The following is a 13875-nucleotide window of genomic DNA, read 5'->3' as shown; positions in this document are numbered from 1 at the left end:
ACGCCGGCAACGCTGGCGATCGTCGCCGATGCGTTGAGCAGCGTGTATGGCGCAGCGATCCCGGCGCTGACCTTTGCCAGCCAGGGGTTTGTCGGCACCGACAGCGCCAGCCTGCTCACCGGTGCTCTCAACCGCGCGCCTGGTATCGACGCGGGGCGCTATGCCATAGGTCTGGGCACGCTATCAGCCGGCAACAACTACAGCATCAATTACACCGGCGCCGATCTCGTCATCAGCCAGCCAATCCCTTCGGTTAACTCTCTGATCAGCAACATTACTGCGCCAAAGCCGCCCGCACCAGTTGCGCCAATTGCAACACCGGCGCCAAAGCCGCCCACGCCGGTTACACCAGTTGCAACACCAGCGCCAGCACCAGAAATAGCGCCAGCGCCAGCGCCAGAACCGGCTGCAGCGCCGGCACCAGCACCAGCCAACGACGCACCAGCGCCAGCCGCCGACGCGCCAGCGCCAGCAGCGACCCCCGCGCCAGCTCCCCCCTCCGCTTCACCTCCTGCTGCCAGTCAACCTGCCCCTCCAACAGTGGAAGCGCCCTCAGCAATTGCCAGCGCCCCGCCCCCAGTGGCCGTTGTGGCGGTTGCAGCCCAACGGGTCGAGAGCAGCCCACCTTCTCCGGTTGCCACCCAGCCAGATCCTACGCCGTCCGATCCTGCGGATCAAAGTGACCCCATCTTGCAGTTGGCGTCTGGACAGACGGAAATTACTGCAGCCGTCTCGCAAGCGAAAGGGGCCCTACAACAGCTAAGTCCCGAGATTTTCACGACAACGCGCGTGACACCGGCGCCCGCTCTTAAGAGCATAGGCACCCCGCGTTATTCGATACTCGGACTTGCGATGTAGGGTTCGCATCCGGCGATACAAAGACGAAGTCTACTTTGCTCCAGCGGTTTGAAGGTTGATCAACGCAAGTAAAGCAAGGCTTGCGGTCCACCTATCTTGGATCCCCGACCTTAAACCTAACAGCAAAATTAAAAGTGGTCGGGTCGGTGGCAATAACATTGCCACCGCCACCTTCACAACAAAGCAATGTTATGTCGAATTGTTATAAACTACAATTTGTTCAGTTAATTATTTGGCTATTTGCTGCGTCTGCTCGGATTCTACCTGCAAAGCTTTGGCAGCCTGTAATTGGGACTCGATGCTGACTTTCCATTTCGCATCCGGCGTCGCGAGCGACAGGGTTTTTTCCCACAGGAGGACACCGCCATTCAGGTCACCGCTAATCATACGGGCAAGGCCTGTGAAATAATATGGTGCGGGATGATTGGGTCGGATGGCGAGCGCTTTGTCGAAGGCCAACTGCGCCGGAGGGGACATTTGTCCCTCACTCGCCAGCATCAGCTGCAGCCCAAGCGCAGACCAAAGATCCGAATTTTTTGGGTCACTGCGAAGTCCCGACTGAATATATGATGCAGCCGATGCATAATCCCCTTGCTTAGCAAAGGAATCGGCAGTGACTAACCAGCGTTTTGCGCCACCGAAACTTTGGTCCATGTCAGCGCGGATATCGATAAGCTGCGTTGCACCGACCTCACTAGCCGCTAGGGACTTGGCGGGTGAAGATGGTGCTGATGGGCGCCCCTGCAGAGCATAGCCTGTCATGCCCAATAACACGGCGGCAGCGGCAATTTGCCAAAGCCCCTTTGACGAACGCACAAACCAGGTGAGCACTGACAGACTGAGGACGGACAAGAGGCCAAGTACAATCCAACCGTTCATGTCCGCCTCCGAAACAGCCCGCGCGCTAGCCAAAACGACACAAAGAGCAAGAGAATTGGTGTAAGCCAGAGCAACAGCCCAGCGCCCTTGAAATCGGGTTCAAAGCTAACCCACTCGCCATAACGTTCAATCATCCAGACACGGATAGCCTCGGGCTTTTGTCCGGCGACAATTTGTTGGCGCACTTCGGCACGCATCGTTGCGGCCATCGACGCGTCGCTGTCGGCGATGGACTGGCCTTGGCACTGGATACAGCGCAAACTATGCATCAGGCGCGTGGCCTCGGCCTCTTTCGCGGGATCGGGAAGCTGACGGTTTGCCAAGGCAGGCGTTGGCCCAATGCCTTGGGAAAAAGCGGGTGCCGCTAACATCAGCAAAATAGCGACGAATATTTTCATCTAGTCGCCTTCAATTTTTCGATGAGCATCGGAACATGCTCTGTGCGGATGTCTCCGATGTGCTGGAACAATATCGTGCCATCGGCGGCGATTACATAAGTTTCAGGTACACCCGACGACCCCAGTTTAAGCTGGACCGCCATTTCGCTATCGCTCCCAATGCGGCGATAGGGATTGCCAAATTCGTCCAAAAAAGCAGCGACATCTTCTGGACGATCGCGAATAGCGATCCCGTCAATCTCGACCCCAGCGGCTTCTAACGCCTCAAGCTGCGGCGCTTCGGCTTTGCAAGGGATGCACCAGCTGGCAAAAATGTTGAGCAGCCGTGGTTTCCCATCACCCATATCTGTGTTTGATAATGGCAAAACGCCCTGTGTCGCGGGGGGTAAAGCAAATTCAGGAAGCTTTTGCCCAATCATTGCCGAACGGACTTGTTCGTCTTTCGGCACGACCAGACCGTAAGTCGCCAGCCCGCCAATGCATGCCGTGACCGCAAGCGGTGCCCATAAAAGCCATGACCGGTTCATTCGGCTTGCCACGCGTTTCTAGCTAGTTTTTTGGTCGGACGGAACATGCGACCCAAAAGCGCAATAGCGCCGCCGAGAGCAATCAATAATGCACCGAACCAAATGAACGTCACGAACGGTTTCCACCATAAACGCACCTGCCAGCGGCCATCACCCTCTTGGTCGGGCTGGGCAATAACGGCATATAATTGGCCATTCCATCGGGTCAGCAACGCCGCCTCGCTCGTCTGCATTGGAGGCGTGAAGAAGTGGCGTGACTGCGGATGAAGCACGAATTCATTGCCATTTTTTGCAGCTACCATATCGCCTTCTACCGCAACCCAATTGTCACCGGCAATGGGGTTGACGTCGTTAAGCTTAACTTCCCAACCAGCGACCTTCGCGCTTTCGCCAGGTGCGAGCGCAGTTAGGGTTTCAGACGAAAAGCCTGATTCCGCTGCCATGCCAAATACACTGACAGCTAAACCAAAATGCGCGATGACCATGCCAAATACCGGTGCAGGCGTTCGCAGCAGCTTGCGGCCCCTAAGCGGCATCCATGCCGCTACTGCGAGGGCGATGGACAATGCGATACCCAAAAGCGGGAATATGCCGATTTCTGGGGCACATTTCCATATAGCAAGGCAACTCATCAATAGGATGGCCGCGGCACCAATGAACCAATATTTTAGACGGCCGAGATCATCGCGGCGCCACCGCAATAGGGGCCCCACCAACAAAGCCAGCATCAAAAGGACGGCGATCGGAACCGTCGCCTTGTTAAAATATGGCGGGCCGACGGATATCTTGTCGCCCACTGCCTCTGCCGCAAGTGGGTAGAGCGTTCCAATCAACACGACGGCCAAAATAACACTGAGGAATATGTTATTTGCGACAATTCCACCTTCACGGCTGAGCAGTTGGAAAGGTTCACCCTGCTTTACCGTCCCGATACACAAGGCAAAAATGACAAACGCAAGGCCAGTGTAAAGAAGCATCAGCGCTAGAATGAACGAGCCACGTTCCGGGTCGACGGCAAAGGCATGAACGCTGGTTAATATGCCAGAGCGCACAAGGAACGTGCCTGCCATCGACATCGCAAAGGCCACCAGAGCAAGCATGATGGTCCACGCGCGTAACGCGTTGCGCGATGCAAGAACGCTGACCGAATGCAACAGGGCAGTCGCCGCGAGCCAAGGCATAAGCGATGCGTTTTCAACTGGATCCCAAAACCACCAGCCACCCCAGCCCAACTCGTAATAGGCCCAATAACTGCCTGCAGCGATACCAATAGTCAGGAAAATCCATGCGCCCAACACCCATGGCCGCATAGCACGGGCGAAGGCTGGCCCGACCTGATTGGTCAGCAATGCGCCAACCGCGAAAGAGAATGCGATCGAAAGGCCCACATAGCCGAAATATAATGTTGGCGGGTGGAACGCGAGGCCCACGTCCTGAAGTAACGGGTTGAGGCCAGCACCCGCTATCGGCGCAGGAACAAGACGTTCAAAGGGGTTTGAGGAAAACAGCAAAAACGCAAAAAAACCAAGTGCAAGAAAACCTTGCACGGCCAAGGTGGCGGAAAGCGTCTTTGCCTCAATACGTTTTTCCAGAAATGCAATCGCAGAGCCGGAAACAGACAATATCGTTACCCATAAAAGCATTGAGCCTTCATGATTACCCCAAGTGCCAGCGAGTTTGAAAATGAGCGGCTTATCAATATGGCTGTTGTTTGCGACCAAAAGCACAGACAAATCAGTAACATAAAACAACCACATAAGTGTGAAGAACGCAAAGGTACACAAGGCACCCTGCACATACGCAGCAGGTTTTATGAGCGGCACCAGCAGCCCATTGCAAGCGCGCAACAACGTTAACCCAGCAATGAACTGAATAAGCGCCATCGACGCCGCGAGCCAAAGTGCCGCTAATCCGGCTTCTGCAATCATGTAAAAGCCCTCATTTTGCCAATGTCGTCATGGTGCAAGCGTGTCCTTCGTATAGGCGGCCGCGTTCATATCAATGTCCGCCAATTCCTTGGGCACGTAGTTTTCGTCATGTTTCGCCAGCAAACTTTCGGCGACAAACACGCGGTCAGGCCTAAGGCGGCCATCGGCAACGACGCCAGAGCCTTCGACAAACAGGTCAGGGGTAATCCCGCGATAAGCGACCTTCTGACTGCGTTCTTGGTCCTGCACAATGAAGGTTATTGATACGCCGTCGCCGCCACGCACGATGGACCCCTTTTGCACCATGCCGCCTAAGCGGATGGCCTTTCCGGGCTCTACATTAGCGGCTGCCAAAGTTGTGGGCGTATAGAAATACGATGCTTCCTCGCGCAAGGCAGAGGCCGCAATCAGCCCCGCGCTCACCAATGCCACCACAGCGATCAATGCCAATAACAAGCGTTGATGTTTAGGTTTCATGGCTGCTCCCGCAATGCATCTGCCGAAGCCTCAGCCCGGCACATGGAAAGATAGCTCGAAAGGACAAGCCAAAGCATGCCGACGCCGGTAACAGCGAATGACGCGATGACGAAAGGAGCGTGCGGCATCAGCCTTCCGCCATCCGGCGCATCCGCGCTTCAATCCGCATCTCCGCCAGTGCTGCGCGCATCCGCATCAGGACAAGCGCTCCGAACAAAAGGCTGAAACCCGCGACAGCAACAAACAATGGCGCCAGATAAGCCGAGTCTATGGATGAGCCACTAAAGGTAATGCTCGCCTTTTGATGCTGGCTTTCCCACCAGATAACTGAACGGTTGATGATCGGGATATTGATCGCGCCAATGACACCAAACACAGCAGCAACGCGGCTCGTGTCGCCTTTCTCGCTTGAGGCATTAGACAGCGCGATGTAGCCAAGATATAGGAAAAACAGCACTAACATCGACGTCAGGCGACCATCCCAGACCCACCAAGTGCCCCATGTCGGCCTTCCCCAGATGGAACCTGTAATAAGGCAGATCGCCGCAAAGGTAGCGCCAGGAACGGCGATGGCACGCGCCGCAACGCCCGCCAACGGGTGCCGCCATACCAATTGCACAATGCTTGCAATCGCAATGCCCGTCCATCCCCCCATACTAAGCCATGCGGCGGGAACATGGACGAAAAGGATTTTGACGGTATCGCCCATTAACCGTTCGGTCGGGGTAAAAAACAAGCCCCATATGCATGCAAATAATGTGAGCAACAGCCCTGGCCAGAACAATGCCGGGGTAAGCGGCTTTGCAATACGCAAGAATCGGGCGGGATTGGCGAAGCGATGCATGATTAGTCAGCGCCTTTAGCATCGCTAAAACGTTACGCCAATGGATTTACGATCATCTGCATTTTCAATATGACGCAAAGCGCGTAGGCTGCAAGTATCTACTGCGACATGCATTATGTCATATGCAGCTAAGCTATTGCCGCCACGAGCGTGGCAAGCAAAGATCCTTCATCACACAAAACACTCAAAGCCTTCCGCGCTAGCGGTTGTAAAAGACATTCATCGTGCCACAGCAGAATGCTTGGGATCCTCATCTGGGCAGCCCTTGCAACATACCGCTAGAATAACTGCGTGCCATGATCCCATTTTCCCACTTCAATGACATCTAAGTTCCCGTCAGCCTTATCTGTTGCATCTCGTTTTGAGGTTTGGTTTGCGTCGCGGTTTCGCACTCAAATGAGGCGCACGCAAGAAAAAGGCAGACCCTAGGCTGTTCCGCGCCTAAGTAACTTTACCGAAACAGGAGTGGTGTTGGGCCTTTCGCCGTTCAACACAGCGATCAACGCCTCCACGAGCATTTCGCCGGCTTGGACGTAATCTTGCTCGATTGTCGTAAGCGGCGGTTGCGCATAGGCGCCCGTTGCGATGCCATCAAAGCCGATAACGCGGACATTCTTGCCAATGACAATGCTGTGCTCGTCAAGCGCCCGCATGGCGCCCAGCGCGATAAAGTCGTTTGCACAAAACAAACTATCGAACGCGATTTTGTCCTGGATCAGGCCCTTGACCGCGGCATAGCCTTGGTCCTCCCGCACGGCATTTTCGGGCAGGGGCGGACAAATGGGCTGCATAGCCTTATTGGCCATTTCGTCCATATATGTCGTCAGCCGATCCTGAAACTGCGGCTGTTCGCTGTTGGTCGGGCCGATATATGCAATATGCTTACAACCGTTTTGCAGCAAATGGTCAATCGCCAGCCGCGCGCCTTGGACATTGTCGCTTTTAACAGAAATAAGGTCTTCTTTGCTCGCGCCCCAGCAGATCATTGGGGTCTCGCGCCGCGCATATTCGCCAAAAAACTGCCAGCCTTCGACATTCTGCCCGCTGCCGATGACGATGAGGCCATCGGCCTGCCGGCTGCCCGTGTAGTTGGCAAAGAAGTTGGCGGGGGAATCCTGAAAAGAGATAATCAGATTATAACCGCGTTCGGATGCCGATGCCGCGATGCAACCGAGCAGCGACAGATAAAACGGGTTGATATTCGCTTTGTTCTCGCCGCGCCTACACAAAATGACGAGCGCGATGGAATTGGTTTGCTGTGTGCGCAGGCGAAGGGCATTGTGGTCAACGGAATAATTGAGCTCATTGGCCAGTGCGACAATTCGCGCGCGCGTGGTTTCGGCGACTTGCTTATCACCACGCAAGGCGCGCGATACTGTCGGCTGTGACACCCCAAGCATCGCCGCAATCTGATGCGCAGTAATGCGTCCTTCTTTACCCATGCGGTGCCGTTAGCACCGGCGCGCGGTCAAGTCACGCAGCGAGCGCGGTTGCGGGTGCGACAAATTCGAGATTGAGGCTTTCTGCAACGGCTTGGCTGGTCACCTTGCCATCATGAACGTTCAAACCGGCAAGCAACCTTGCGTATGAGCTTGGTTACAACCTGATCCCCGCGATTTAGGCCCTTAATGTCGAAGGCGTTCCAGAAGCGACAATCAACCGCTTCCTATAGTCGATCAAAAAGGGGGCAGCCCTTGAAAATCGGTAAATGGTCAAGGCAGGCCAACGAAGGCCGATAAGTTGCACATTTAGCCGGGTCAGGATAAGCTGTGTGCAGACAATTAACGGCTACAAAAGGGCAACTGCCTGCGCCTCGGAACAGCCTGAAGGCAGAATAATTCCGGAAAGGGTCGAACGCCAGAGAGCGTGTGGAAAGGCGTCCCAGCACTTCTGAATTGCGTGCTACCTTATTACTTTTCCACCACAGTACCAAAATAATGCACTATGCCGTGCTATTGCTAGCGTGTTCTGTGTTGCCTTACGGCAATGTTTCCGGTCCACACACGATCAATAAATGTGGATCTACTTATGAGCGTTTCAGATCCATGGAGGGTGAATGGTATGTTTTCTGAATTGTTAGCAGGCGCAATAGATACGCTTTCCAAAGTGCTGGATCCTAATGGCCCTGCCCAGGCCGCGACTACTAGTAGCTTCACGCCAACAGATTTTAGCGTCCACTTCTTTCTGCAGTTAGCCATCATCATACTAACCTGCCGGATCGTCGGCAAACTGGGCCAAAAGTTTCTGGGGCAACCTCAGGTTGTTGGTGAAATGATCGCGGGCGTGATCCTCGGGCCATCATTATTTGGCTATTTTTTGGCTGATGCACAGGCAACGGTTTTCCCCGGACCAACTAAAAACGTACTTTATGCGGGCGCACAACTTGGCGTCGGTCTGTACATGTTTTTGGTAGGCACAACCTTGCAACTTGACCATTTCAAATCGAAAGCAAAGAGCGCGATAAGCGTATCGTTAGCTGGCATTGCGGCTCCGTTTTTGATTGCAGTATTGATAACCCCATGGCTGCTAACTGTTCCGGGTCTATTTACACCAGGAATTTCGCAATCAAGCGCGACTTTGTTCATGGGAGCCTGCATCGCGCTTACCGCATTTCCGATGTTAGCGCGCATTATCAATGAACGCGGATTGGCAAAAACTTCGCTCGGTACATTGTCGCTTGCGGCTGGTGCATTTGACGACGCTGTATCCTGGTGTGTGCTGGCAGTGGTGCTGGCAACCTTTGGCGCGGGTCCCGGAGTTGCCGTTCTCGCAATCGGTGGTGGGCTGCTCTACGCGACATTTATCATCCTGTTTGGTCGCAAAATTTTCGCGCCGCTGGGCCGGATGGTCGAGCGCGAGGGCGAAATGAGCATGACTATGCTTGGCATAACCATCGCTGCATTCTGTCTTTCAGCGTTCATCATGGACGCAGTTGGGATCCATGCAATTTTCGGCGGCTTCATTCTGGGAGTGGTTATGCCCCGCGGCCTTTTTGTTGAAGAGTTAAAGAAAAAGGTTGAACCGCTTGCAGTCGTTCTATTGCTGCCGATGTTCTTCACCTATTCTGGGCTCAACACTCGCATGGATATGGTCAACACGGTTCCGTTGCTGCTGATCGCACTGGTAATTCTGGCGGGATCAATCGTCGCAAAATTTGGTGCTTGCTACGTCGCGGCGCGGGTTGCAGGCGAAGACAATCGCACCGCTTTGGGTATCGGTGCTCTGATGAACTCGCGTGGTTTAATGGAACTCATCATTATCAACATCGGCCTGCAAAAAGGCATAATAGGACCGACATTGTTCTCAATGCTGGTGCTTATGGCGATTGTCACCACGATGATGGCAAGCCCATTGTTCGAGTTAGTATACGGCCGAAAAGCTCGTGAATCAGGCGAACTAGGGGCACTGGGTAAAAAGGATGTGGTTCTCGCCGATTGAACCGCCGCCTTTCTATGAACTGAATATTGAAGTCGCGTCTATATGGGTTCTAACGCTAATAAGGAGTGCTGCGTCGGAGCGGGCTTTCGATATCACACCGTTGTCAGGCCATTACTCGGCGCATTGATCCGCTGTTCGATTTTTTTGAGGCGAGCCGAAGTGGCGCTGCCATCCTTTTCGAAGTTCAGACAATTCATGCTTACCAAAATGGCAACGCTAGCGTCTGAATTCTAGTTACTGACCCGCAGCAGCTCGCCTGACGTCTGTGGCTCTGAATTGGTATGCACAGCCATTGATTAACAGACGGAAAAGCTTACCAACGTTAGGTCGGAAAGCAGTGTTGGGAAGTAGTGGCAACATGGAATTGAGCACGATAAGTGACCTACGCGCCCGGCTCCAGTATCTGCATCAGCAGACCGCAGAGACGCCGCTCTTCAACCCCGTATTCCAATTGGGCCATGACATTTCTCGGGAGCTTGAGAATGGCGCGCTGACATTGGGGGATATTGGGTCGCTAGTCAGCGATTTCTATCACGAAGCGCTGAACAGCCGGTCACGTCGGCTGCAGCAGCTGTTGAGCCCTGTGGAGGATGCAGATAATCTCCTCAGATGGCGAGCGATATGGAACCAGGCAGAGGGTGATTTTGATCGTTTTGCCGATCGTGTCGAGCGCCCACTGCTTCACATTGTCTTCACCGCGCATCCGACTTTTTTACTCTCTGGCGCACAGAGCGACGCCGTTGCTCAGGCGGCTAGCAACATGTCAGACGGCACAGTGGATATATGCGAGGAAACACCTCGGCGGGCCGTCACGCTCGACTGGGAGCATGAAGAAGCAATGGCCGCCATGCAACGCGCACAGGGCGCGCGCAACCGTCTCGTTAACACGACACTGGAGGCAGCGGCAAGTCGTTGGCCGGACTTGTGGAGGAACTTATTGCCTCAGCCGTATCGGCTCGCGACTTGGGTCGGCTATGATATGGATGGCCGCACCGATATTGGTTGGGCAACAAGTTTAAGATATCGGCTCGCTGAAAAAGCCCAGCGCTTAGGCCTCTATGCACATATGCTGGAGGCAGCCGCCCCGAAGCACCCCCTGATCGGTCAGCTCCGGGCGGCAGAAGAGCACAGCCAGCAGATGGCCTCGTTGTTCGCAGGAGATGTGTCAGAGCCTGAGGCTGTCTCTGCCGCGGCCAATCACTTGACAGCAGATCATCCCGCAAAGCTTTTGTCGCTTGCCCCTATTATTGATGCACTGAGAGCGGAGGCAAAAAACTGCGAGAGCCCGAATCAGGCAAAGGCTCTAATAACGCTCGCTTCTGCTATGCAGAGCGATGGGCTGGGTATGGGGTGGGTCCATTTTCGGGTCAACGCATCACAATTGCACAATGCCATTCGGCGCCGGATCGACCCGGACAACACCCTAGACCTTGGAAGTCGCACGGCACTCAAGCGGCTTCGAGAATTGCTTTCAGATGTGCGGCCATTGCGGTCCAACTTCGCCGCGCTGGCAAGCGAGAGCACAACGGCGGTTCGGCAGTTCATCGCGATGGCGCAAATTCTGCATCATGTGGATTCCGATACGCCCATCCGTATGCTCATTGCCGAATGTGAGCAGCCGCAGACGGTTCTTTCGGCACTGTATTTTGCAAAGCTCTTCGGCATTGACGGGAAAGTCGATGTCTCGCCCCTATTTGAAACAGAGACAGCGATGGAGCATGGGGCGCGGTTTCTTGAGGCCCTGCTTCGTGAGCCGATGTACCAAGCCTATGCTCGGGTGCGCGGACGCGTCTCAATACAGACTGGCTTTTCCGACGCGGGCCGGTTTGTGGGACAGCTTCCCGCCGCCCTTGCCATTGAGCGGCTGCACGGCAGCCTAGCGCGCATAATGGCGCGGCATGGCCTGACAGACGTCTCGGCGCTGATCTTTAATACGCATGGCGAGTCCATGGGCAGAGGGGCGCACCCGACCTCAATTGAAGATCGGTTGCATTATCCCATGAGCAGCTGGGCACGGGCCCAATTTTCCCAAAGCGGCATAAGGTTGGAACTCGAAGCTAGCTTTCAGGGCGGTGATGGCTATCTCTTCTTCCGCAACGACGCCCTGGCCTTGGCAACACTTGCCCGCATTGCCGAGGTTGAAATCGCCGCGCCCTGCTCCGAGAATGACCCGTTTTATACGCGCACTGACATTAGTCTCGATTTCTATCGCGGTATCCGACGTGTGCAGCGGGAGCATCTCGGTTCCAAAACCTATCCCAGAGCCGTTACGGCCTTTGGCCTTGGTCTGCTCAATGAAACGGGCTCTCGAAGGTCGCGTAGGCAGTCAGACCTAACGGCGGACTGGGATATGAACCTGCGGCAGATCCGCGCAATTCCCCACAACGCAATCCTTCAGCAGCTCGGCTATCCCGTGAATATCCTTGCAGGTGTCGGATCGGCGGCCAGTGAGGATTTGGAGAGCGTGGCAGAGGTCCTTACCGCCTCACGGCGCGGCCAGTCTCTTGTTCGTATGATCCGCGCGGCGGATCGGTTGGCCAGCATCAAATCGGTCGCCGCCTATGGAGAGTTGTTCAACTCTGCCTATTGGGCAAGCCGTCCCTATCGGGGAACGGAAAACCATCTCGCTAACGCCTGCCTTGCGCTGGCGGAGCACCTCACGAAGGATGACAGGGCGGGTGTGTTTCGAAGGCTCGCGTCCCGCCTTCGCGTGGATGGGCTACATCTCCATCGCCTGCTTGATCACATTCCGCAGGAAGCGACGCCGCCATCTGACAGGGAAGATCTGCGCCGCTCGCTTGGCGCACTCCACGCGTTGCGCCTGGCACTCCTCCAGCATATGTTTTTAAAGGCCGTGCAGCTTCCAGCCTTTGCACGCTCCAATGATATTAGTCGGGACGACGTGCTGGAAATGGTCTTCACGCTCAGAATTGAGGATGCCCTCACTCAACTGCGCCGAGCCTTTCCGGTTTCCTTGCCTGACGTTGCCGATTACCAAGTCTTAGCGCCCACTGATTATCCCGATGGCGAAACCCAAGCCTATGCGGAGATAGAAACGCTTTACATCGCTCCCATAGAACATGCCTATGCGCTAGTTTTGCGCATCGGGGCAGCTATCGCCAATCATTTTGGCGCACATGGGTAGCAGATCACGAATGAAGGCGTTGTCAGAGCAAAAACCGTTTGGGAGAATGAGCGCGCCGGGCTAGTTTGAGCAATGCGCCATTTCACAAAGACTTAAAACAGGTATCCCAGCTCACCGATCGACTAATCATCGAGATCCTACACTCAGTCGCGCCGAAAGAATGGCAATCGCTTGCTGCCCAAAGCAGCTCTAGTTTGTCAAAGCTCAGCCATTTGGAAGCAACTCAAGATTAGACTGATTGCATTTTAGCAAAGCGCAGAATGCGTCCGCTTTTGCTGAAACAGTCTCAGCGCTGCCCCCTGCTTTATATAACGCTGAAGAAATGCCGAAGCCTGCCGCTCCGGCGGACCGCCACTCACAAATGTTAGCGCCGGACATCTAACCCGCCTTTGTTGAAGGCGTCGATATCGACTTGCTGGAAAAGGCTCGCATCCCCCGGGAGCGAATGTTTGAGACAGGCGAGCGCGAGGCCCGTCTGCGCCATCGCCTTGGCATCGCCGCCTCCTAGATGCGCGTGAAGCACGCCCGCCGCAAAGGCATCGCCTGCGCCGATCCGGTCGACAATGCCGCTAACGTCGATCTCGTCAGTCTGATGCCCGCTATCACGCAGGTCAACTCGCGCCGCAATGCGGTGATAGTCTGCGCTCACAGTACGCCGCGCGGTGGAAGCGATGAGTTTCAAACCAGGGAAGGCCGCAAGGCCAGCCTCCGCCGCCTCGCGCCGCCGCTCTGCGCCTTCGCCCAAGAAATTCTTGCCCAGCACGAGCGACAAATCACTATGATTGCCGAAAAGTATGTCTGTCATGCCAATGAGTTTGGACAGCACCGCGCGTGGATCGCTATCCCATGCTTCCCACAGCATAGCACGGTAATTGCCATCAAAACTGATTGGCACGCCCAACCGCTTCGCCGCCTGCGCCGCCGCCAGAGCAGCCTCGGACGATTGCATCCCGAGTGCTGGCGTAATGCCCGACAAATGCAGCAACCCAGCACCGGCCAAATGTGTATCCCAATCAAAATCATCTGCACGTGCCTGCGCAAAGCTCGAGCCCGCGCGGTCATACACAATCTCAGACGCGCGCAACCCGGCACCAACTGCAAGGAAATAGAGCCCCATCCGCCCCGAAACCTTGGCAACGCCCGAACAGTCCACCCCATGCTTCAGCACCGCTGACACCGCTCCGCGACCCAGCGCATTGTCTGGAACGACACTCACCATCCGGCATTCATAGCCTAGATTGGCAAGCCCGATGGCGACATTGGCCTCCGCCCCACCGACATGCAGGTTCAGGCTGGACGACTGCATCAGCAATTCATTGCTGGGTGCAGACAGGCGGATCAGCAGTTCACCGAAAAAGACAATGGGCTTGGTCATCGGGCT

13 protein-coding genes and 1 pseudogene are annotated in these 13875 nt (G+C 55.2%); 3 read left to right on the top strand and 11 right to left on the bottom strand.

What is annotated here, in order from left to right; translation table 11 throughout:
• Positions 1-42 precede the first annotated feature (42 nt).
• Positions 43-168: pseudogene (locus Q0N43_RS11515) on the top strand (MBG domain-containing protein); the annotation flags it as partial.
• A 41-nt stretch (positions 169-209) separates the two neighbouring features.
• Here the strand turns inward: Q0N43_RS11515 and Q0N43_RS08425 are convergent.
• The 10 genes from Q0N43_RS08425 to Q0N43_RS08380 form a co-directional block, all read right to left on the bottom strand.
• Positions 210-338, bottom strand: a complete 129-nt coding sequence (locus Q0N43_RS08425) for a hypothetical protein (RefSeq protein WP_295445276.1) — start codon at positions 336-338, stop codon at positions 210-212.
• Between the two features lie 5 nt (positions 339-343).
• A complete protein-coding gene (locus tag Q0N43_RS08420) occupies positions 344-538 on the bottom strand; it encodes a hypothetical protein (RefSeq protein WP_295445273.1) in 195 nt (64 codons plus the stop codon).
• Positions 539-1086: 548 nt separating this feature from the next.
• Positions 1087-1737, bottom strand: a complete 651-nt coding sequence (locus tag Q0N43_RS08415) for a hypothetical protein (RefSeq protein WP_295445270.1) — start codon at positions 1735-1737, stop codon at positions 1087-1089.
• A complete protein-coding gene (locus tag Q0N43_RS08410) occupies positions 1734-2135 on the bottom strand; it encodes a cytochrome c-type biogenesis protein (RefSeq protein ID WP_295445266.1) in 402 nt (133 codons plus the stop codon). Before Q0N43_RS08410 ends, Q0N43_RS08415 begins: the two co-directional genes overlap by 4 nt.
• Entirely contained in the window at positions 2132-2662 is a 531-nt protein-coding gene (locus tag Q0N43_RS08405) for a redoxin family protein (RefSeq protein WP_295445263.1), read from the bottom strand. Before Q0N43_RS08405 ends, Q0N43_RS08410 begins: the two co-directional genes overlap by 4 nt.
• On the bottom strand, positions 2659-4590 hold the full coding sequence (locus Q0N43_RS08400; RefSeq protein ID WP_295445260.1) for a heme lyase CcmF/NrfE family subunit: 1932 nt from the start codon (positions 4588-4590) through the stop codon (positions 2659-2661). The genes Q0N43_RS08405 and Q0N43_RS08400 overlap by 4 nt, the downstream gene beginning before the upstream one ends.
• Positions 4591-4617: 27 nt before the next feature.
• Positions 4618-5067, bottom strand: coding sequence for a cytochrome c maturation protein CcmE (gene ccmE, locus Q0N43_RS08395; RefSeq protein WP_295445258.1), 450 nt, complete (start codon positions 5065-5067; stop codon positions 4618-4620).
• Positions 5064-5195 (bottom strand): heme exporter protein CcmD, encoded by a 132-nt coding sequence (ccmD, locus tag Q0N43_RS08390; RefSeq protein WP_295445255.1) that lies wholly within the window; start codon positions 5193-5195, stop codon positions 5064-5066. The genes ccmE and ccmD overlap by 4 nt, the downstream gene beginning before the upstream one ends.
• A complete protein-coding gene (gene ccmC / locus Q0N43_RS08385) occupies positions 5195-5911 on the bottom strand; it encodes a heme ABC transporter permease CcmC (RefSeq protein ID WP_295445253.1) in 717 nt (238 codons plus the stop codon). The genes ccmD and ccmC overlap by 1 nt, the downstream gene beginning before the upstream one ends.
• Positions 5912-6336: 425 nt before the next feature.
• On the bottom strand, positions 6337-7353 hold the full coding sequence (locus Q0N43_RS08380; RefSeq protein ID WP_295445250.1) for a LacI family DNA-binding transcriptional regulator: 1017 nt from the start codon (positions 7351-7353) through the stop codon (positions 6337-6339).
• A 619-nt stretch (positions 7354-7972) separates the two neighbouring features.
• Here Q0N43_RS08380 and Q0N43_RS08375 point away from each other — a divergent pair.
• Positions 7973-9349 (top strand): cation:proton antiporter, encoded by a 1377-nt coding sequence (locus Q0N43_RS08375; RefSeq protein WP_295445293.1) that lies wholly within the window; start codon positions 7973-7975, stop codon positions 9347-9349.
• Between the two features lie 358 nt (positions 9350-9707).
• Positions 9708-12494: a phosphoenolpyruvate carboxylase gene (locus tag Q0N43_RS08370; protein WP_295445247.1), complete on the top strand. Its 2787-nt coding sequence runs from the start codon at positions 9708-9710 to the stop codon at positions 12492-12494.
• A gap of 364 nt (positions 12495-12858) precedes the next feature.
• Here Q0N43_RS08370 and Q0N43_RS08365 read toward each other — a convergent pair whose 3' ends face one another.
• Positions 12859-13869, bottom strand: coding sequence for a sugar kinase (locus Q0N43_RS08365; RefSeq protein WP_295445244.1), 1011 nt, complete (start codon positions 13867-13869; stop codon positions 12859-12861).
• Positions 13870-13875: the final 6 nt, after the last annotated feature.

The sequence above is a fragment of the Sphingorhabdus sp. EL138 genome, from assembly GCF_945882965.1.
In the GTDB taxonomy this organism is placed as follows: Bacteria; Pseudomonadota; Alphaproteobacteria; order Sphingomonadales; family Sphingomonadaceae; genus Sphingorhabdus_B.
Note: the sequence above shows the minus strand (reverse complement) of the source record. Positions and strands in the feature narration are given on the sequence as shown.